This window comes from Nocardia sp. NPDC051929 (genome assembly GCF_044548645.1).
Taxonomy (GTDB): domain Bacteria; phylum Actinomycetota; class Actinomycetes; order Mycobacteriales; family Mycobacteriaceae; genus Nocardia; species Nocardia sichangensis.
Window position 1 is genome coordinate 26,201 of the sequence record NZ_JBIUCG010000022.1, and the last position, 19,712, is coordinate 45,912.

18 protein-coding genes are annotated in these 19,712 nt (G+C 68.2%); 13 read left to right on the top strand and 5 right to left on the bottom strand.

Going from position 1 to position 19,712, the window contains the following annotated elements:
* The first annotated feature begins 385 nt into the window (after positions 1–385).
* On the top strand, positions 386–1,678 hold the full coding sequence (gene aroA, locus ACIHAX_RS27720; RefSeq protein WP_364432447.1) for a 3-phosphoshikimate 1-carboxyvinyltransferase: 1,293 nt from the start codon (positions 386–388) through the stop codon (positions 1,676–1,678).
* Between the two features lie 116 nt (positions 1,679–1,794).
* Entirely contained in the window at positions 1,795–2,676 is an 882-nt protein-coding gene (gene rsgA, locus ACIHAX_RS27725) for a ribosome small subunit-dependent GTPase A (protein ID WP_379254937.1), read from the top strand.
* 20 nt (positions 2,677–2,696) lie between these two features.
* Here the strand turns inward: rsgA and ACIHAX_RS27730 are convergent, their stop codons facing one another.
* Complete coding sequence (locus ACIHAX_RS27730) at positions 2,697–3,167, bottom strand: NUDIX domain-containing protein (protein ID WP_397280390.1); 471 nt, start codon at positions 3,165–3,167, stop codon at positions 2,697–2,699.
* A gap of 56 nt (positions 3,168–3,223) precedes the next feature.
* Positions 3,224–6,088: a preprotein translocase subunit SecA gene (gene secA, locus ACIHAX_RS27735; RefSeq protein ID WP_364432450.1), complete on the bottom strand. Its 2,865-nt coding sequence runs from the start codon at positions 6,086–6,088 to the stop codon at positions 3,224–3,226.
* Between the two features lie 392 nt (positions 6,089–6,480).
* Between secA and ACIHAX_RS27740 the strand changes: the two genes are divergently transcribed.
* The 7 genes from ACIHAX_RS27740 (at position 6,481) to ACIHAX_RS27770 (ending at position 13,607) form a co-directional block, all read left to right on the top strand.
* Positions 6,481–7,902, top strand: a complete 1,422-nt coding sequence (locus ACIHAX_RS27740; RefSeq protein ID WP_355077116.1) for a wax ester/triacylglycerol synthase family O-acyltransferase — start codon at positions 6,481–6,483, stop codon at positions 7,900–7,902.
* 10 nt (positions 7,903–7,912) lie between these two features.
* The gene (locus ACIHAX_RS27745) at positions 7,913–8,458 is read left to right on the top strand and encodes a DUF6912 family protein (RefSeq protein WP_379254974.1); all 546 of its coding nucleotides are present in this window, start codon (positions 7,913–7,915) and stop codon (positions 8,456–8,458) included.
* A gap of 125 nt (positions 8,459–8,583) precedes the next feature.
* Positions 8,584–9,738 (top strand): ferredoxin reductase, encoded by a 1,155-nt coding sequence (locus ACIHAX_RS27750; protein WP_397280393.1) that lies wholly within the window; start codon positions 8,584–8,586, stop codon positions 9,736–9,738.
* Positions 9,739–9,783: 45 nt separating this feature from the next.
* Complete coding sequence (locus ACIHAX_RS27755; protein ID WP_355077119.1) at positions 9,784–11,220, top strand: fatty acid desaturase; 1,437 nt, start codon at positions 9,784–9,786, stop codon at positions 11,218–11,220.
* Positions 11,221–11,319: 99 nt separating this feature from the next.
* Positions 11,320–12,576, top strand: a complete 1,257-nt coding sequence (locus ACIHAX_RS27760) for a fatty acid desaturase (protein WP_364432458.1) — start codon at positions 11,320–11,322, stop codon at positions 12,574–12,576.
* A 103-nt stretch (positions 12,577–12,679) separates the two neighbouring features.
* On the top strand, positions 12,680–13,300 hold the full coding sequence (gene bluB / locus ACIHAX_RS27765; protein WP_364432698.1) for a 5,6-dimethylbenzimidazole synthase: 621 nt from the start codon (positions 12,680–12,682) through the stop codon (positions 13,298–13,300).
* Between the two features lie 136 nt (positions 13,301–13,436).
* Positions 13,437–13,607 carry a hypothetical protein gene (locus tag ACIHAX_RS27770; RefSeq protein WP_356967360.1) on the top strand — a complete coding sequence of 57 codons (171 nt, stop codon included), beginning with the start codon at positions 13,437–13,439 and terminating at the stop codon, positions 13,605–13,607.
* A 31-nt stretch (positions 13,608–13,638) separates the two neighbouring features.
* Here ACIHAX_RS27770 and ACIHAX_RS27775 read toward each other — a convergent pair whose 3' ends face one another.
* Entirely contained in the window at positions 13,639–14,931 is a 1,293-nt protein-coding gene (locus ACIHAX_RS27775; RefSeq protein ID WP_364432462.1) for an acetyl-CoA C-acyltransferase, read from the bottom strand.
* A gap of 305 nt (positions 14,932–15,236) precedes the next feature.
* On the opposite strand from ACIHAX_RS27775, the gene ACIHAX_RS27780 reads away from it, so the two are divergent.
* The 4 genes from ACIHAX_RS27780 to ACIHAX_RS27795 are packed head-to-tail and all read left to right on the top strand — an operon-like array spanning position 15,237 to position 18,112.
* Positions 15,237–15,938: a helix-turn-helix transcriptional regulator gene (locus ACIHAX_RS27780; protein ID WP_355077127.1), complete on the top strand. Its 702-nt coding sequence runs from the start codon at positions 15,237–15,239 to the stop codon at positions 15,936–15,938.
* 10 nt (positions 15,939–15,948) lie between these two features.
* Entirely contained in the window at positions 15,949–16,386 is a 438-nt protein-coding gene (locus ACIHAX_RS27785) for a hypothetical protein (protein ID WP_397280396.1), read from the top strand.
* 47 nt (positions 16,387–16,433) lie between these two features.
* Positions 16,434–16,958 (top strand): hypothetical protein, encoded by a 525-nt coding sequence (locus tag ACIHAX_RS27790; protein ID WP_355077130.1) that lies wholly within the window; start codon positions 16,434–16,436, stop codon positions 16,956–16,958.
* Complete coding sequence (locus ACIHAX_RS27795; protein ID WP_397280398.1) at positions 16,955–18,112, top strand: MAB_1171c family putative transporter; 1,158 nt, start codon at positions 16,955–16,957, stop codon at positions 18,110–18,112. Before ACIHAX_RS27790 ends, ACIHAX_RS27795 begins: the two co-directional genes overlap by 4 nt.
* Here the strand turns inward: ACIHAX_RS27795 and hpf are convergent.
* Both hpf and ACIHAX_RS27805 read right to left on the bottom strand, forming a co-directional pair.
* Positions 18,088–18,696, bottom strand: a complete 609-nt coding sequence (gene hpf, locus ACIHAX_RS27800) for a ribosome hibernation-promoting factor, HPF/YfiA family (RefSeq protein WP_397280485.1) — start codon at positions 18,694–18,696, stop codon at positions 18,088–18,090. The two genes, ACIHAX_RS27795 and hpf, sit on opposite strands and share 25 nt — an antisense overlap.
* 300 nt (positions 18,697–18,996) lie before the next feature.
* Positions 18,997–19,641, bottom strand: a complete 645-nt coding sequence (locus ACIHAX_RS27805) for a ComF family protein (RefSeq protein ID WP_364432472.1) — start codon at positions 19,639–19,641, stop codon at positions 18,997–18,999.
* Between the last annotated feature and the right edge of the window lie 71 nt (positions 19,642–19,712).

Below are 19,712 nucleotides of genomic sequence, written 5' to 3' on the forward strand. Positions count from 1 at the left end.
CCAGCGCACCGCAACCACGTCTTTCGAGCGCAGCGCAACCGAACACCCGCCGATCGGTGCCGGCGAGCCACCAGGCAGCCGCGAACACCAGCACAGCAGGCGACAAAGGAACAAGCGGCAGTCGGACTGAGCCGGTGCCGGGTCACAACAAACGGCATGCACTCGATAGCAAGCTCCGACACCTACGCTCCCAGCGCACCGCAACTCCCGGTTTCGAGCGAAGCGAGACCGAGCATCCGCCGTTCGCGGCCCGGCTCGCGTGTGCGCGGCCGCCGCGTACGCGACGAAGGAGCAAGCGGCGGGCGCGCACACGCGAGCCACAAGAGGGCCGCGAACACCCAGCGCCGCAAGCGCTGGAAAACTAGCACCGTGTGATGATGGATGAGTGAACTTCTGGCCAGCGCCCCATGTCGAGGTCCCTGTACACGCGACCGTGACCCTGCCCGGATCGAAATCGATCACGAACCGGGCGCTCATCCTGGCCGCACTGGCCGACGGTCCGTCCACCATCACCGGTGCGCTGCGCAGCCGGGACACGAACCTGATGATCGCCGCGCTGCGCGCGCTCGGTGCGGACATCGAGGGCGCGGGCGACACGTTGACCGTCACCCCGGCGCCGTTGGGCGGCGGCACGGTCGACTGCGGGCTCGCGGGCACGGTGATGCGCTTCCTGCCGCCGGTCGCCGCCCTGGCGTCGGGCGATGTCGCGTTCGACGGTGACGAACAGGCCAGGATCCGGCCGCTGCGCACGATCCTGGACGCGCTGCGCTCGCTCGGCGCCGATATCGACGGCGACGCACTGCCGTTCACCGTGCACGGCGAGGGCGCGCTGCGCGGCGGCACCGTGACGATCGACGCGTCCGGGTCGTCGCAGTTCGTCTCGGGCCTGCTGCTGTCGGCCGCGCGCTTCGACGAGGGACTGGTGGTGCACCACGATGGCAAGGCGCTGCCCTCGATGCCGCACATCGAGATGACCGTGGAGATGCTGCGGCGCGCCGACGTGCGGGTGCAGGCGCCCGCGGACAGCTTCAAGGCGCAGACCTGGACCGTGGAGCACGGGCCGATTCGCGCCGTGGACTGGGAGATCGAGCCGGACCTGTCCAACGCCACCCCGTTCCTGGCCGCGGCCGCGATCACGGGCGGCACGGTCAGCATCCCGCACTGGCCGCGGCTGACCACGCAGCCGGGCGACGTCATCCGCGAGATCCTCGTGCGGATGGGTGCGGAAGCGCGGATCTTCGACGGCGTGCTCACCGTGCACGGCCCCGACCGGCTCGCAGGCATCGATATCGACCTGCACGACGTGGGTGAGCTGACGCCCACCGTCGCCGCGCTGGCCGCGCTGGCCGACTCCCCGTCCGTGCTGCGCGGCATCTCCCATCTGCGCGGGCACGAGACCGACCGGCTGGCCGCGCTGTCCACCGAGATCAACCGCCTCGGTGGCAAGGTGACCGAGACCGAGGACGGACTGGAGATCGTGCCCACCGAACTGCACGGCGGCAGGTGGCACTCCTACGCCGATCACCGGATGGCCACGGCGGGAGCCATTCTCGGCCTCCGGGTGCCCGGCGTCGAGATCGAGGACATCGGGACCACGGCCAAGACGCTGCCGAACTTCGTCGCTTTGTGGGAGCAGATGCTCGCGCCCGCGCTATCCGACGAAGGAGCGGCGCACTGAGCCGGGGACGACGATCCGCGGCCAGCTACGACGAATCCGATGTCCGGGTTCGTCCGGGGCGTAGCTCCCGTCCCCGCACCAAGACCCGGCCGCAGCACAGCGAAGCCGAGCCGGCCATGGTGGTCTCGGTCGACCGGGGCCGGTGGGGATGTGTGCTCGGCGGCGATCCGGATCGCCGCATCGTCGCGATGCGCGCCCGGGAACTGGGCCGCACTCCGATCGTGGTCGGCGACCAGGTGGACGTGGTCGGCGACCTGTCCGGGCGACCGGATACCCTCGCGCGCATCGTCCGGGTCGCCGACCGCCGGACGGTGCTGCGCCGCACCGCCGACGACACCGATCCGTTCGAGCGCATCGTGGTCGGCAACGCGGAGCGGCTGTTCATCGTGGTCGCGCTCGCCGACCCGCCTCCGCGCACCGGCTTCGTGGAACGCGCCATGGTCGCCGCGTACGCCGGTGGGCTGCAACCGGTTCTGTGCTTGACCAAACACGATCTGGCGGCCGATTCCGAATTCGCCGCCGCTTTCGACGATCTCGACCTCACCATCGTCTACGGCGGCATCGACGATCCGCTCGATCCGGTACTCGATCTGCTCACCGATCACCTCACCGCGCTGATCGGCCACTCCGGCGTGGGCAAGTCCACGCTGGTGAATCGCCTTGTGCCGGAGGCGGAGCGGGCCGTGGGCGAGGTATCCGGGGTGGGCAAGGGCAAGCACACCTCCACCCAATCGGTCGCGCTCCCGCTACCCGGCGGCGGGTGGGTCATCGACACGCCGGGCGTGCGGTCGTTCGGTCTGGCGCACATCACGCCGGACGACGTCATCGCCGCCTTCACCGACCTCGCCGACGCCATCGAGGACTGTCCGCGGGGCTGCACCCATCTCGGTCCGCCCGCCGATCCCGAATGCGCGCTGGACCAATTGCCGGGCAAGGAACACCGGGTGGCGGCCATCCGCCGCCTGCTGGTCGCCCTGAACTCCAACGATCCCTGGTAATCGCCTCGGCCGTCCGAGACTCAGTCGAAAAGCCGACCGATCATCGCGCTCTGCCCACTTTGCAGCACATGCGCGGCGGTCAGCGGAATCCAGAAGCACTCCAACTTCGTCGGCGGGGCCAGGCCGTCGTGGTCCTCCTGACTCGCCCACCGTTCGGGTGTGGTTCGGTGTAATGCGAGCTGGAAGAAGTGACGCCGGTGCGTCTCGAAACGATTTGGGCGGACGTCGAATTGGTCTCTACCGAGTTCGCGGACCACCGTGAACTCGGTCAGCCCCGTCTCCTCACACGCTTCCCGGAGGGCAGCGTCTGCCGGAGACTCGCCCGCCTGGATGCTGCCCGCGGGAACCTGAATCCCGACTTCCTCCCAAGAGAACTCGGTGTGGCGGAACACCAGCAACTTCTCGTCCCGAACGATGTAGCACACAACTTTCTCTCGCCGGACACGCGCAGACACGACGGTAAAATCCCCCTTGCGAAGACGCTTCGGCATACGGAAAACAACGAAGGCGCCCAGGAAAACCCTGAGCGCCTTCGTGATTCAGCGGATCAGTGACGGCGGCGCGACTTCGGGCCGCGGCGGCCCTTCGCCTCCGCGCGGGCCGCCTCGCGGCGCTCGCGACGGGTGGGCTGCGGCCCACCGTCCACGCCGTATTCCTCGGCGTCGCTGTGCACCGCGGCGCGGCCGCCCTCGTCGGGGCCGGAGTAGCTGAAACCGCGCGGGGCGGTGTCATCGATACCCCTGGCGCGCAGGGCCGCCGGTGCGGCGTGGCCGTTGGCGACCTGAGCCTCCTCGGTGGGCAGCGGGCGCGGGGCGGTCATCGCTCCGACCGGCGAACGAAGACCCTGGCCGACGGCGACGCCCTCCGGCTGCGGCTGCTGCACCTCGACCTGCAGGTTGAACAGGAAGCCGACCGACTCCTCCTTCAGGCCGTCGAGCATCGCGGTGAACATGTCGAAGCCCTCGCGCTGGTACTCCACCAACGGGTCACGCTGCGCCATGGCCCGCAGGCCGATGCCCTCCTTGAGGTAGTCCATCTCGTAGAGATGCTCACGCCACTTGCGGTCGAGCACCGACAGCAGCACCTGTCGTTCCAGATTGCGCATGCTGCCCTCGCCCGCCAGGCCGTCGATCTCGGCCTCGCGGCGCTCGTAGGCGTCGTGCGCGTCGTCCAGCAGCGCCTCGAGCAACTCCTCGCGCGTCAGCTCGCCCGCCTCGCCGACCTCGGTCTCGCCGGTCAGGTCCCGGTAGTCCAGGCTCACCGGGTACAGCGTCTTCAGCGCCGTCCACAGCTTCTCCAGATCCCAGTCCTCGACATAGCCCTCGGCGGTGGCGCCGTCCACGTAGGCGGTGATCACATCGGTGATCATGCTCTGGACCTGGCCCTCCATGTCCTCGCCGCGCAGGATCCGATCGCGCTCGCCGTAGATGACGGTGCGCTGCTGGTTCATCACCTCGTCGTACTTGAGCACGTTCTTGCGGATCTCGAAGTTCTGCTGCTCGACCTGCGTCTGCGCGCTCTTGATGGCCTTGGAGACCATCTTCGCCTCGATCGGCACGTCGTCGGGCAGGTTCAGCCGCGTCATGATCGCTTCCAGCGCGGCGCCGTTGAATCGGCGCATCAGCTCGTCGCCCAGCGACAGGTAGAAGCGGGACTCCCCCGGGTCGCCCTGTCGGCCGGAGCGGCCGCGCAGCTGGTTGTCGATGCGGCGCGACTCGTGCCGCTCGGTGCCGAGCACATAGAGGCCGCCCGCCTCGCGCACCAACTCGGCGTCCTCGGCGGTCTGGGCCTTGACCTGGTCCAGGGTGGGCAGCCAGGCGCGCTCGTAGTCCTCCGGAGTCTCGACCGGGTCCAGCCCCTGCTTGCGCAGCAGGATGTCGGCGATGATGTCCGGGTTGCCGCCGAGCACGATGTCGGTACCGCGGCCTGCCATGTTCGTCGCGACGGTCACCGCGCCCGGCCGGCCCGCCTCGGCGATGATCTCCGCTTCCTTCTCGTGGAACTTCGCGTTCAGCACGTTGTGCGGAATGCCGCGCTTGGTGAACTGCTTGGACAGGTACTCCGAGCGCTCGACGCTGGTGGTGCCGATCAGCACCGGCTGGCCGTTCTCGTGCCGCTCGGTGACGTCGTCGACCACGGCGGAGAACTTCGCCTCTTCCGTCTTGTAGATCAGGTCGGACTGGTCGGCGCGGATCATCGGCTTGTTGGTCGGGATGGGCACCACGCCGAGGCTGTAGATCTGGTGCAGCTCGGCGGCCTCGGTCTCGGCGGTACCGGTCATGCCGGACAACTTGTCGTAGAGGCGGAAATAGTTCTGCAGGGTGATGGTGGCCAGGGTCTGGTTCTCCGGCTGGATCTCCACCCCTTCCTTGGCCTCGATCGCCTGGTGCATGCCCTCGTTGTAGCGGCGGCCGACCAGGATGCGGCCGGTGAACTCGTCGACGATGATCACCTCGCCGTCGCGGACGATGTAGTCCTTGTCGCGGGTGTAGAGCTCCTTGGCCTTGACGGCGTTGTTCAGGTAGCTCACCAGCGGCGAGTTGGCGGCCTCGTAGAGGTTGTCGATGCCGAGCTGGTCCTCGACGAACTCGACGCCGGCCTCGTGCACGCCGATCGTGCGCTTCTTGATGTCGACCTCGTAGTGCAGGTCCTTCTTCAGCAGCGGCGCGATCCGCGCGAACTCGGCGTACCACTTCGACGAGGCGTCGGCGGGCCCGGAGATGATCAGCGGGGTGCGCGCCTCGTCGATGAGGATGGAGTCGACCTCGTCGACGATGGCGAAGTTGTGCCCGCGCTGCACCAGGTCGTCGAGCGAGTGCGTCATGTTGTCGCGCAGGTAGTCGAAGCCGAACTCGTTGTTCGTGCCGTAGGTGATGTCGGCGTTGTAGGCCACCCGCCGCTGCGCGGGGCTCATGCCGGACAGGATCACGCCGACCTCGAGGCCGAGGAAGCGGTGCACGCGGCCCATCCACTCCGCGTCGCGCTTGGCCAGGTAGTCGTTCACCGTGACGACGTGCACGCCGTCGCCGCTGAGCGCGTTCAGGTAGGCGGGCAGCACACAGGTGAGGGTCTTGCCCTCACCGGTCTTCATCTCGGCGATATTGCCGGTGTGCAGCGCGGCGCCGCCCATGATCTGCACCTTGTAGTGCTTCTGGCTGAGCACCCGCCAGGACGCCTCCCGCGCGACGGCGAACGCCTCGGCCATCAGCTGGCCGAGCGGATCGGTCTCGCCGTCCTCGACCATCTCGGCGTACCGCTCGCGGAACTCGTCGGTTTTGGCCCGTAGCTCCAGGTCGCTGAGGTCCTCGTACTCCGGTTCGAGGGCGAGGACCTGGTCGGCGAAATGCGAGAGCCGCTTGACAATGCGACCCTCACCAATCCGTAGCAACCTCGTCAGTGTCAGCGCAGGCACGGGTCTCGTCAGTCCTCTGGTCGGTGTGTCAAATCGTGTCGTCGGCCCCCGGGCCGGTGCGGCCCACGCGGTTGCGCGGAATCCGCTGCATGCCCCATGGTAATGGTCTGTTGGATGTGCAGCGCCTGCGGCGCTGCGTGGACCTGCCGCTAAGTGGTCGCGCCCGGCTGGAAAAGGTGCCCGGCGGGCCACCCGGACGGTTCGGCCATGCATCCGGGTCCGCCCTGTGATCGAATCGGTTCGCAGAACTCGAGTCGACCAGCGTGTCATGGGCCCCCGGCGCGGAAAAACGTGTACGGAATTCATCAGAAATGCCACAACGGCCGGGCCAACGGTTGATGCGGCAGCACAATGAAGCGGGGGCGGCATCGGGAAAAGGAGTACCGGGCAGCGTGATCACGAGACTGACGCCGCAAGACACGGCCTTCTACCGGCTCGAGTCGAGCAGCAATCCGATCCATATCGGCTCTCTCGCGATCGTGCGGAACACCGATCCCGGCGACAGCTCGGGCGCGCCGATCCTGGACTACGACCGGTTGGTCGATCTCGTCGAGAGCAGGCTCTCGCTGGTACCGAGATACCGGCGCAAAGTGCGGGAGATCCCGCTGTCGCTGGGGCGGCCGGTCTGGGTCGAGGACAGCCGTTTCGACATCACCTACCACATCAGGCGTTCGGCGCTGCCCGGTCCCGGCACCGACGAACAGCTGCACGACCTGGTCGCCCGCCTCGTCTCCCACCCCTTGGACCCGGCCCGGCCGCTGTGGGAGATGTACCTGATCGAACGGCTGTCCGACGGCCGCTGCGCCATCTTCACCAAGACGCATTCCGCCCTGGTGGACGGGGACACCGCGCTCGAGATCGGCCATGTGATCCTCGACGCGGGGCCCGCTCCCCGCGAACTGGCCTGCGACGACTGGATCGCGCCGCGCGAACCCGGTGAGATGGAACTGCTGGTCGGCGCGCTCGCACACCTCGCCGCACAGCCGCGCAAAGCCCTCGAGGTCGCCCGGGAGGCGAGCGCGGGCGCGTTCGCGGTGGTCGGGACGGCGGGCAAGGCGGTCGAGTCGGTGGTCGCCGCCGTGCGCACCGCGGCGACCGGTGCGCCCGCCAGCCCCCTGAACACGCGGACCTCGCGAAACCGGCGCTTCGATGTGGTGCGCACCGACCTGGCGGATTACCGGACGATCCGCAAGCGGTTCGGCTGCTCGACCAACGACGCCATCCTCGCCGTGGTCACCGGCGCTCTGCGCAACTGGCTGCTGTCGCGCGGGGAAGCGCTCACCGAGTCCACCACGCTGCGAGCTGTGGTGCCGATGTCGGTGTACGTCGAGGGAAACGAGGGCGACCAGACGCACTCGGCGAGCGAGGTGTCGTCGTTCCTGATCGATCTGCCGGTGGGCGAACCGAACCCGGTGATGCGGTTGTCGCACATCGCGCACGCCTCCGAACTCAACGGTCGTCAGCGGCGCGGCGTCCGCGCGCGTACGCTCGTGCACCTGGCCGGTTTCGCTCCGGCCAGCCTGCATGCGATGAGTGTGCGAGCGGCGAGTACGTTCGCAGAACACACGTTCAATCTGGTGATCACCAACGCGCCGGGTCCGCAGGCGCCGATGTACATCGGCGGCGCGCGGATGCTGGAGATGTACCCGGTGTCGCCACTGCTGCGCAATCAGGCGTCGAGTATCGGGATCACGTCCTACGACGGGCGTGTCTTCTACGGTCTCAACGCCGACCGCGACGCGATGGCCGACATCGGCGTGCTCGCCACGGCGGTGCGCGATTCCATGGAGGAGATGCTCGGTGCCTGCGTCTGATCAGAAGAAGCTGCGGGTCTACATCCCGGCCACGGTGCCGATGCTGCGCGATCTGGTCGGCAACCGTGAGCTGGCCCCCGTCGGCGGGACCGCGTTCGCGGTGACGCCCGCGCTGCGCGAGGCCTACGCCTCCGGCGACGACGAGGAACTCGGCGAAGTCGCCATGAACGAGGCCGCGCGCGCCTCGCTGCGACTGCTGGCCGCCGAACGCGAGGCGATCGGATCGGAGGACTCCGACGACGAGGCCGCGCCGGCGGCGGGCGGTAACCCGGTTTACCGCCGTGCGGTGATCGCCGCCGACGTGACCGGCGCGAAGCTGCGGCCCGACCTCGACGACGCGGTGGTCCGGCTGGCGGGCCCGATCGGCTACCAGCAGATCGCCTCGGTGCACGTCGACCTGGCCGACGCCGAACCACAGGTTGCCAAGGCCGTCGACGTGGTGGACGCGGCCGATCTCGGCGACACCGACGCCGAGTTCGTCCTCGGCGACGCCGAGGACCATCAATTGGCCTGGTACGCGGCCCAAGAGCTGCCGTTTCTGCTCGAGCTCCTCTGAATCGCCGCAGCGGGCGCCCCACTGACCTGCCGCCGTAACCTACGATGCCGTAACCTTGCTGGCGAGGCCTCCGATCGGCGAGACGGCGGCCCGCGCATCCGACGACAGGGAGACCAACGGCAGCGATGGGTTCGAAAATTGGGAGCTCCGTGCGAAGCGTCCGTGCGTGGCTGGAGGCGCCCGCCGCGAGCGTCGCCGAGCGCGGCGGCAAGCTGAACGTGCTGCGCGGAGCCTTTGCGCGCGTGACCACACCGCTGCTGCCCGACGACTACCTGCACCTGGCCAACCCGCTGTGGTCGGCTCGCGAGCTGCGGGGACGCATCGTCGAGGTACGCAAGGAGACCGCCGATTCCGCGACGCTGGTGATCCAGCCGGGATGGGGCTTCGACTTCAAATACCAGCCCGGCCAGTACATCGGCATCGGCATCCTGGTGGACGGCCGCTGGCATTGGCGCTCGTATTCACTGACCTGTCCGCCGAATTGGTCCGACCCCGGCCACGGCGGCAAGCGACTGATCTCCATCGCCGTGAAGGCGATGCCGGAAGGCTTCCTGTCCAGCCACCTGGTCAGCGGCGTGCCGGTCGGCACCGTCGTCCGGCTCGCCGCCCCGCAGGGCGGTTTCGTACTGCCGTCCCCGCCGCCGGAGAAGGTGCTGTTCCTCACCGCGGGCAGCGGCGTCACGCCGGTGATCGCCATGCTGCGCGCGATGGACCGCCGCGAGGTGTTCACCGACGTGGTGCACCTGCACTCCGCGCGCACTTCCGACGACGTGATGTTCGGCGCGGAGCTGGGCGCGCTGCGCGACCGCAATCCCGGCTTCGACACCCGCCTGCATCTCACCGCCGAGCGGGGCAAATTCGCCCTCGCCGATCTCGACACCGAGGTCCCCGACTGGCGCGAACGCCAGACCTGGGCGTGCGGCCCGGCCGGAATGCTCGACGAGATCGAGAACCACTGGCGCGACGCGGGGCTGTCGGACCGGCTGCACGTGGAGCGCTTCGAGATCGAACGCTCCGCGGTCGGTGCGGGCGGCACGGTCACCTTCGGCAAGACCGGTCGCAGCGTCGCGGCCGACGGCGCGACCAGCCTGCTCGAGGCCGGTGAGTCCGCCGGTGTTCAGATGCCGTTCGGCTGCCGGATGGGCATCTGCCAGACCTGCGTGGTCACCTTGAGTTCCGGACACGCGCGCGACCTGCGCAACGGTGAGGAGCGCCGCGAAGGCGACAAGGTGCAGACCTGCATCTCGGCGGCGGCGGGCGACTGCACCCTGGACGTCTAGTCCGGCAGGTACCCTCGAGGTGTATCGAGTAGGGAAAGGACCCCGGTGGCCATCACCGACATCAAGACGTTCGCGCATCTCACGGCGGCCGATATCGAGACACTGGGGCAGGAACTCGATTCCATCCGGCGTTCGGTGGAGCTGTCGCGCGGCGAGCGCGACGCGAAGTACATCCGGCGCACGATCGCGGCGCAACGCGGTCTCGAGGTAGCCGCCCGGGTGGTGCTGTTCGGCAGCCGCAACCGCTGGGCCTGGCTGGCAGGCACCGCGATGCTGTCGGTGGCCAAGATCATCGAGAACATGGAGCTCGGGCACAACGTCAGCCACGGGCAATGGGACTGGATGAACGACCCGGAGATCCACTCCAGTTCGTGGGAGTGGGACATGACCGGCCCCTCCGCGCAGTGGCGCCGGGCGCACAACTACTCCCACCACACCTACACGAATGTGCTGGGCAAGGACGAGGACCTCGGTTTCGGCATCCTCCGGATGACCCGGGACGAGCAGTGGCGGCCGATCCATCTGGTGCAGCCGCTGGCGAACTTGCTGCTCGCCGCGACCTTCGAGTGGGGCATCGCGCTGCACGACTGGAGCATCGACAAGGAGCTGTCGGACACCCCGCGCTGGGAGGTCGCCTCCGGTCCGAACGTGGAGTTCGCCCGCAAGATCTGCCGTCAGGTGGCCAAGGACTACCTCATCCATCCCGCGCTGACGGGTCCGGCGTTCAAGCACACGCTGAAGGCCAACGCGATGGCGAACCTGGTGCGCAATCTGTGGGCGTACGCGGTGATCTTCTGCGGGCACTTCCCCGACGGCGCGGAGAAGTTCACCGTCGAACAGCTGGAGAACGAGACCAGCGGCGAGTGGTATCTGCGCCAGATGCTCGGCAGCGCGAACTTCGAAGCGGGGCCCGCCATGGCGTTCATGAGCGGCAACCTCTGCTACCAGATCGAGCACCATCTGTTCCCCGACCTGCCGAGCAACCGGTATCAGGAGATCGCGGTACGGGTCCGCGAGCTGTGCGACAAGTACGACCTGCCCTACACCACCGGGTCGCTGGGCAAGCAGTATCTGCTGGCCTTCCGCACGATCCACAAGCTGGCCCTGCCGGACCGGTTCCTCAAGGCCACCGCCGACAACGCGCCGGAGACCTCCTCCGAGCGCAAGTTCGCCGGTATCACGCTGCCGTCGCTCGGCGCGGAATCCACGCACTGGCTGCGCGTCGATCCGGAGACCGGCGAGCGGCGCGGCCTGCGTTCGGCGCTGCACGAGGCGAAGATCGCGCTGCGCGAGAAGGCGCGGCAGGAGAAGGAGATGCTCCGCGAGGCCAAGGCGGCCCTACAGGAGAAGGCCGAACACGAGCGGCAGGTGCTGCGCGAGGCCAAGCTCGCGTTCCAGGAACGGGCCCGTCATGAACAAGCGGCGCTGCGCGAAAAAGCGAAGCGGGACAGGCGTTTTCGCTTTCCGGGCAGGGCGCGCTAACCTACCATTCGACAGCCGGGATCGCAATAAGGTATTTGACACATCCGTGCGGCGCACCTCGCAACCTACGGTTTCGTAACTTACGGTAAAGTAACCCGCATGGCGATCTCGGATGTCAAGGAATACGCGCACCTCACCGAGGCCGACGTGGAAGCACTCGGCGCGGAATTCGACGCGATCCGGCGGGAAATCGAAGCCTCGCGCGGCGCACGCGACGCGAAGTACATCCGCAACGTCATCCGGTTGCAGCGCGTTCTCGAGATCAGCGGCCGTGCGGTGCTCTTCGCGAGCCCGAAGCGCCCCGCGTGGCTGGCAGGCGTCGCACTGCTCGCCACCGCCAAGATCATCGAGAACATGGAGATCGGGCACAACGTCATGCACGGGCAGTGGGACTGGATGAACGATCCGGAGATCCACTCCAGCTCGTGGGAGTGGGACAACACCGGCGCGGCCAAGCACTGGAAGCACACCCACAACTACCTGCATCACAAGTACACCAACGTGCTCGGCATGGACGACGACATCGGCTACGGCCTGCTGCGGGTGACCCGCGACCAGCGCTGGAAGCCGTTCAACCTGGGCAACCCGGTCTACAACCTGCTGTTGCAGCTGTTTTTCGAGTACGGCGTCGCCATCCAGCACCTGGAGCTGGGCAAACTGGTGGCGGGCCGGTACAAGCCCGGTTCCCCCGAACGGGCCGAGTTCGAGCGCAAGCGCGACGAGGCGCTCACCAAGATGGGCAAGCAGGTCCTCAAGGACTACGTGGTCTTCCCCGCCCTCACCGGTCCCGCGTTCTTCTCCACGCTGACGGCCAACCTGGCCGCGAACGCGATCCGCAACATCTGGTCCAACGCGGTGATCTTCTGCGGGCACTTCCCCGACGGGGCGGAGAAGTTCACCAAGGCCGACATCGACGGCGAAACGCACGGCCAGTGGTACCTGCGCCAGATGCTCGGCAGCGCCAACATCTCCGGCGGCCCGGTCATGCACTTCATGACCGGCAATCTGAGCCACCAGATCGAACACCACCTGTTCCCCGATCTGCCGAGCAACCGGTACGCCGACATCGCCGTGCGGGTGCGCGAGCTGGCCGACAAGTACGACCTGCCCTACACCACCGGCTCGCTGCCGGTGCAGTACTTCAAGGCGTGGCGCACCATCCTCAAACTGGCGTTGCCGAACAAGTACCTGCGGGCCACCGCCGACGATGCGCCCGAGACCGCCTCGGAACGCAAGTTCGGGGGCCACACCGCCGCCTCCATCGATCCGGTGACGGGCCGCCGCCGCGGTCTGCGCACCGCGCTCGCCGGGGGACGGCGGCGGCTGGCCCGGCGCCGCGTGTCCGCAGCAGGCTGACTTCCACTCCCGCCACGCCGCGGTCGGTCGGCGACGCAGGAGCCAACGCCGTGTGCGGCGAGTTCGCCGGGTTTGATTGACTCGGACGGTGCATGCTGAAGTTCTGAGCGTCTACGAGGCCATCCGGCGCCGTCGTGACGTACGCGCGGAGTTCACCGGCGAACTCGTCGACGATGCGACATTGTGGCGGCTGCTGGATGCCGCGCACCGGGCGCCGAGCGTCGGGAATTCGCAGCCCTGGGATTTCGTGGTGGTCCGCGAGCCGGCGACGCTGCGCGAGTTCGCCGAACACGTGGCACAGAAGCGCATCGAGTTCCGCGACGCGCTGCCACCCGAGCGCGCCGCCACCTTCGAGCCGATCAAGATCGAGGGCATTTCGGAGAGCGGTACCGGGATCGTGGTCTGCTACGACCACGATCGCGGCGGGCCGCAGGTGCTCGGCCGGGCCACGGTGCCCGAAACCGGTATCTACTCCGCGGTTCTCGCCATCCAGAACCTTTGGCTGGCCGCCACCGCCGAAGGCATCGGCGTGGGGTGGGTGTCGTTCTACGATCCCGGTTTCCTGTCCGATCTGATCGGCCTCCCGGAGGGCGTCCGCACGGTCGCCTGGCTGTGCGTCGGGCCGGTGCGCGAGTTCCAGCGCATTCCCGATCTGGAGCGCTTCGGCTGGCGCGCGGGCAGACCCCTCACGGACGCGGTGCACCGCGAGACCTATCGGGGCTGACCTTCCGCGCATCGTTACCCAAATGTGCGGATCGTTCATGCTTCAATCGGATCCCCACTGGGTACGACAAGGGCGAAACTGTCACTTACGCAGTGCGCTTCATCGTGGTTTTCGTCGGTTCCAGGAGGTTTGTGCAATGGCCAATGTCGATGCTGTTCGGCTGTCCAGCGAGCTGGGCATCGATCTGGCACAGGCGACGTTGCGCCTGCGTCGAGAAGGCGTCCCCGGCGAGACCAAGCACCAGACCTGTCTGCGCATCCTCGCGGACGAGGGGCGCAAGCGCCGGGGCTTCACAGGCAAGGCCTGAGAGGCTCCGGCAGGGCCACTTATACGTCGCCTCAGACGCGTTCGAGCACCGCCGATGCGCCGATGCCGCCCGCGGCGCAGATACCGAGCAGGGCCGCGTTCTTGCCCGTGCGAGTCAGTTCGTTGGCCATGGTGGTCACCATGCGCGCCCCGGTGGCGCCGAACGGGTGACCGAGCGAGATCGAGCCGCCGTGCACGTTCAGCTTGTCGACGTCCACCTCGCCGACGGCGGTATCGCGATCCAGCCTGGTCTTGGCCCATTCGTCGCTGGCCAGTGCGGTAAGCACCGCCAAGGTCTGGGCGGCGAAGGCCTCGTGGATATCCACGAGATCGACGTCGGCCAAGGACATTCCGGCTTTCTCCAGCGCGCGTGGCATCGAGATGGCCGGCCCGATTAGCACCTGATCGGCCGGGTCGACGCTCACGTAGCTCCACGACCGGAACGCCGCCAGCGGCCGATATCCGAGGGCGTGCGCTTTCTCTTCGCTCATCAGCAGCACCGCGGCGGCACCGTCGGTGAGCGGGCTGGCGTTGCCAGCGGTCACGCTGCCGTCGGCGGCGAAAACCGGTTTCAGCGCGGCCAGTTTCGCGACGCTGGTGTCGCCGCGCACCAGACCGTCGCGCCGGATCTCCGCGTCTTCGGGCGTGCGGATCCGCAGCACCTCGTCATCGAACCGGCCGGAGTCGATGGCGGCCGCCGCGCGGTGATGCGAGCGGGCGGCGAACTCGTCCTGGTCCGCGCGGCTCACGCCGTGGATACGAGCCATCTTCTCGGCCGACTCGCCCATCACCTCGCCGGTGGTGCGCTCGGCGATCTTGGGCCTGCTCGGTAGCAGGTCGGTGAACGGCGCCAAGCGCGCGACCGCGGACAAGTAGTCCTTCGGCTTCGGCTTGCCCAGCGCCAGCGGCGCCGCCGCGTGCACGACCTTTTGCGGCAGCTTGACCTCGGCGTTGGAGGTGGAATCGCTGCCGCCCGCGATCATGACGTCGTATTCGCCCCGCTCGATCGCGGCCGCCGCCGACGTGACCGCCTGCAGACCGGAGGCGCAGGCCCTGGTCACGGTGTAGCCCTCACAGCCCGGGTCCAGCGCCAGGTCCAACGCGACTTCGCGGGCGATGTTCGGCGCCGCGCTGGGCAGGATGACCCCGCCCCACACGATCGCCTCCACTTCCGCACCGGGCAGCCCGGTGCGCTCCAGCAGTCCACGGACCGCGGCATCGGCCAGCGCGATGGAGTCCATCCGGGTGTATCCGGTGAACGCACGCAGGAACGGCGTGCGCGCACCGGACACGATCACAGCACGGCGAGCAGCTCTGGTGGCCATGCGATTTCCTTTCGAAAGCCTGGGACCACCAAACTTACTTCAAAGTAAGTTCACCGTCGACCCCCTTCGCCGACGGTGAACCCCGACGCAGCGACGATCCCCTCCACCGCCGCTGAACCGGTCCGCCGCGCGCCGTTGCGCGACGGACCGAGACGCCCGTCCCGGCGAACGCCCCTGCCCGTCCCGGAACCGTCGTATGCACTCCGTCATCCGACGCAAAGAACCGTAACAAACTTTCGACTAACTTTCCAAATAGTTTCTATTTGTTTGCCTTGAGCCTCCCATCGGCTTACCATGAACGCACTATGCATAGCCCTTCGGAGCTGTCGCGGCAGAAGAGATTCGGGCGAATCATCAAAGAACGCCGGGACGAGCTCGGCCTCACCCAGCTACAGATCGGCGACCTCGGGGGACCTTCGGCGCCGACCATCAGGAAGATCGAGGACGGCGAAGCGACCATCAGCATGCAGACGCTGAACAAGCTCGACGCGCCGCTGCGATGGCTGCCGGGCAGTGCCGCACGCACCTACGCGGGCGGCGTACCCGCCGCCGACGAACCCGCGAACTCCGCGCGCGGCGCGGGCGACTCGGTGGTGGCGGGGCCGGACGCGATCCGCTTCGAAATCTCCGACCTGACCGGCCTTCTCGCGGCATCGGGCAGTCTCAACGACGCCGTCGAGCACGGCCGCACCACCGACCCGCAGGTGGTCGCCGCGATCGCGGAACTCAACCGGGTGGTCTCCAAGCTGTCGGCGCGATACGCGACCGCCATGCTCGAACGCAACGGTGGACCGGGCAAGCAGTTGCATCCGCTGGTGGAAATGGCCTTCGCGCACTTGCTCGCGGTCCCCGCGGAGTCCAGCGACCCCGACGAGCTACAGGAACGCCGGTACCGCCGCTGGCTGGCCGGTCGATCGGAGGATATCGATGCAGCGACCGAAGCCCGATTCCGCGCACGCTGGCTGGCGGCCAACCTGGCCACGACAGCGGTTCGAAACGGCGAGTGACGAGGCAGCCATGACCGACCACGGATCGAATCGCCCGGAGCTGACCCTCAGCCACAAGATCAATCGGCTGTTCTCCGTCGTGCATCCGCGCAACGCACCGGAACGCAGCACCGAATCCGTCGCCGAGCAGATCGGCGAATTCCTCGGTCGCACGGTGCCGCGCGGTTACCTGGAGCGCCTGCGCGACGGCGAGTTCGACGACCGGAACGCGGGCGCCACAGCGGATGTCGAGATCCTCGCGGCGGTGGCGCGCAGTTTCGGCGTGGCGGCCGACTATCTGCTCACCCGCGGACCCGCGGCGGACGCGATCGACCGGGAACTCGAACTCCTCGCCACCATGCGAGACGCGAACGTCGCCAGCGTCGCGCTGCGCGGTTCGAACATCGATCGGGCCATGCTCGCCAGGATCATCCAGAGCACAGAAGGATCGATGCCGCCGAGTCGGTAACATGCTTCCCTACATGGGCCACTGAGCTTTTGTAGGAGACCGATCACATGGCCATCCAGGCCCGGTTCCGGAGCTTGACCCGGGACCTCCCGATACCCCACCCATGGAATCTGCAGACCTACCTCGATGCCGTCGCGGCGCACCGTGGTCGCAGCATCAGCCTGTTGCCGATCGATACCGCGCTGCTCGCAGGCACCGGTTGCGGCACGGGCAGCGGCCTGTGGATCGCGAAGCAGGACAGCGACGTCATCGTCTACGGCGCGGACACCACCGAATGGCATGCCGAGCACATCATCGTGCACGAACTCGGGCACATGTTGCTCGGGCACGGCCCGGAGCAGCACCGGCCCGGTGAGCCGCCCGCGGGCACGCCGACGGTGGCGGCGGTCGCCGACCTGCTGCCCTCGATCTCGCCCGAGTCGATCGCCCACGTGCTCGGCCGCACCGACTACGGCACCCTGCGCGAGCGCGACGCGGAGACCTTCGCCGACATGGTGATGCTGCACGCCATGCGTCCACCGCGTCGCGATTCGCTGCTGCACCGCACGTTCTTCCGCGACCGGCGGCGGTGAACTCGCCGATCCCCGCGCCGATCGCGATACCGCTGATCGTCTTCGTCGCGGTGGTCGTCCTCGGACGGTTGATCGTGCTGCACCACGCCGCCGTCGACCGGCTGCTCAATCGAGCCTTGCTGTGGGGTACGGCCACGCTGGTCCTGCTCGAGCGCGGCGTCGCTCCGGGGATCGGCAGTCTGCTGCACCAGCTTTCGATGGTCACACTGCTGATGGAGGTGGCCGGTCTGTACGGTGCGGCCCGGCTGTGGTCGGGCGCCGACCCGGTCTCCGCATCGGCTCGGCAGCGGGTCTACGACTTCACCGGACTGGTGGGTGGCGCGATCATCCTTGCCGTCGGCACTCCGGCCCGACAGGAGGGCAGGCTGCTGGGGCAAGCATCGGACTGGCCGACGGTAGTGGTCTGGTCGATCCTGTGGCTTCCGCTGCTCGCCGCCGGTCGGCTGGCCTGGCGCGCGGCACTGCGCGAATTGCGCTCGGCCGAATCCACCGCCGCCGAACGGATCGTCTACGCGACCCTGCTGGCGACGCTGGTCGTCGGTTCCGCGGGCCTGGTCGTCTCCGCCGTGCGGCTGGCGGCGCCTGGTACGGCCGCGGACCCGGCCATGGTGCGCTGGGCGGCACCGACTTTCGCCGCCTCGACGCTCGGCGCGGCGCTGCTCGCCGTGCCACTGCTCGCCGGGCTGCGGGCCCGCGCGGGCTGGGACCGCGCCGGACGGTACTGCCGTCGCCTGCGGCCGCTGTGGCGCGATCTCACCGCGGCCGTGCCCGAGGTCGTGCTCGAGCCGGACATCCCCCTCGGATCCGAAGCGCGGCTGATCCGGATGACGGTGGAGATCCGCGATGCCCTGATGCACCTGCGGCACTACCTGCCCGGGGAGACGAGCCGGCCGGACTACGTGGAACAGATCGTGCAGGCCATCGCCGCGAAGACGAACGGCGCGGCCGTGACCCCGCGGCAGTTCGACCAGCCCGTGCGGCTGCCCGTCGGCGACATCGACTCGGATCTGCGGCTGCTGCTCGCGCTGGCCCGCCGCTGGCCCGCCGAGGGCGCATCGACGAAAATCTCCGGGCATCCGGCCGGTGAGCCGAATGCCCGGAGAAGTGGGGACGGGTGGTTTCCGTTTCGTCAGGCCATGCGGATCAGGCCGTAGTCGAAGGCGTGACGACGGTAGACCACCGAAGGCCGGTCGGTCTCTTTATCCTGGAACAGGAAGAAGTCGTGGCCGACGAGCTCCATTTGGTACAGGGCGTCATCGACGGACATCGGCGTCGCCGCGTGCTCCTTCGTGCGCACGATGTGGCCGGGACCCTCCTCGTATTCCGGTTCCCGCTCTTGGTGCGCGTGGGCGGCGCCGGACTCGGCGAGCCGGTCGAACAGGGAGTCGTCCACCAGATCGGCAGTGGCCTGGGCGACCGACAGCGGCGTCTTGTCGCCGTAGTGCACCCGGCGCCGGTCCTTGGTGCGGCGCAGTCTGCTCTCCATCTTCGCGGTAACCGACTCGAATGCGGCGTAGAAGCTGTCCGCGCAGGCCTCGGCCCGCACGACGGGACCCTTTCCGCGCGCGGTGATTTCGACGCGCTGACAGTTCTTGCGCTGACGACGGTTGCGCTCGTGGAACAGCTCGACGTCGAAGAGGAAGATCGACGGGTCGAAGCGTTCTAATCGGGAGAGTTTTTCCGCGACGTAGATACGAAAATGATCGGGCACCTCGACGTTGCGGCCCTTCACCACGATGTCGCCGCGCGGCGCTCGTGGTCGTTCCGCAGTGGGTTGCTCGAGTGCTTCCTGGGTGCTGGGCTCCAGCACCGAAGCAGCGGGATCTTTCACTGAAGGTCGTGAAGAAGTCGTCACGCGTACCTCCCGGATCTGGCCGCACCGACCGATTCCAGTGCGGCGGGATTGAACCGTGCCGAACGACGATTGCTCGGCACTAGACGTCCGAGGCGCCACCTCCAAACTTGCGGTTCGGGTGTGTGTCCGCGACGCTAGTCCGCCGACGGGCTGATCGCCAGTGTTCACGCAAATTTCCCGGAGTCAAGCAGCACAAGTAACCAGAACGCCACGTGTCGGCAACCCGGCGCGCTGTAGCGCGCGCACCGACTCGAAGGCCGTCGCACCGGTGGTCAGCACGTCGTCGACCAGCACTACCTCGGCATTCGCCGGTACTCCCCAGTCCGCGGCAGGGCCGGGCGTCGTGGTCACCCGCCCCTTCAGGTTGCGAGCGCGCTCGGCGGGTGTCAAGCCCACCGAATCGCGCACCCCTTGCCCCACTCGCAACACCGGCACCACTCGGCAGTTGGGCAGCCATCGGGTAGCTACCGACGCCGAGCGAAGCACCGGATCGCCGCCCCGGCGCCGCGCCGCCACGCGTCGGCTCGGCGCGGGCACCAGTACCAACGGAACACCCGGCGAACGCAGTTCGGCGAGCGCGCCCGCGAACGCCTTTCCGAGTGGCAGCGCCAGATCCCGTCGTCCCCGTTCCTTGGCGGCGAGCACCGCCCGCCGCGCGGGCCCTGCGTACGGCCCCAGCGCCCAGCACGGAATGCCCGGGTCGTTGCGCGGCCACACCCGCACCGGCGGACCGGCCAACGTGACGGCGCAATCGGCGCACCAATCGGCTCCGGAACGTCCGCAGCCCGCACAGGCGGCGGGCAACACCAGATCGAGCAGGGTTCGCATCGACCGAGTGTGCGCCCGCCCCCTGACAGAATCGCTCGATCATGTCGACAGCATGCACCTGGCAGAACGCT

Bases quoted from the DNA above. Each gene is read 5' to 3' on its own strand.
- ACIHAX_RS27805 (WP_364432472.1), bottom strand. From the start codon at position 19,641: ATGCGAACCCTGCTCGATCTGGTGTTGCCCGCCGCCTGTGCGGGCTGC.
- ACIHAX_RS27790 (WP_355077130.1), top strand. From the start codon at position 16,434: ATGGCCATCCAGGCCCGGTTCCGGAGCTTGACCCGGGACCTCCCGATA.
- ACIHAX_RS27750 (WP_397280393.1), top strand. From the start codon at position 8,584: ATGGGTTCGAAAATTGGGAGCTCCGTGCGAAGCGTCCGTGCGTGGCTG.
- rsgA (WP_379254937.1), top strand. From the start codon at position 1,795: ATGGTGGTCTCGGTCGACCGGGGCCGGTGGGGATGTGTGCTCGGCGGC.
- ACIHAX_RS27760 (WP_364432458.1), top strand. From the start codon at position 11,320: ATGGCGATCTCGGATGTCAAGGAATACGCGCACCTCACCGAGGCCGAC.
- ACIHAX_RS27785 (WP_397280396.1), top strand. From the start codon at position 15,949: ATGACCGACCACGGATCGAATCGCCCGGAGCTGACCCTCAGCCACAAG.
- ACIHAX_RS27780 (WP_355077127.1), top strand. From the start codon at position 15,237: ATGCATAGCCCTTCGGAGCTGTCGCGGCAGAAGAGATTCGGGCGAATC.
- ACIHAX_RS27770 (WP_356967360.1), top strand. From the start codon at position 13,437: ATGGCCAATGTCGATGCTGTTCGGCTGTCCAGCGAGCTGGGCATCGAT.
- ACIHAX_RS27730 (WP_397280390.1), bottom strand. From the start codon at position 3,167: ATGCCGAAGCGTCTTCGCAAGGGGGATTTTACCGTCGTGTCTGCGCGT.
- ACIHAX_RS27775 (WP_364432462.1), bottom strand. From the start codon at position 14,931: ATGGCCACCAGAGCTGCTCGCCGTGCTGTGATCGTGTCCGGTGCGCGC.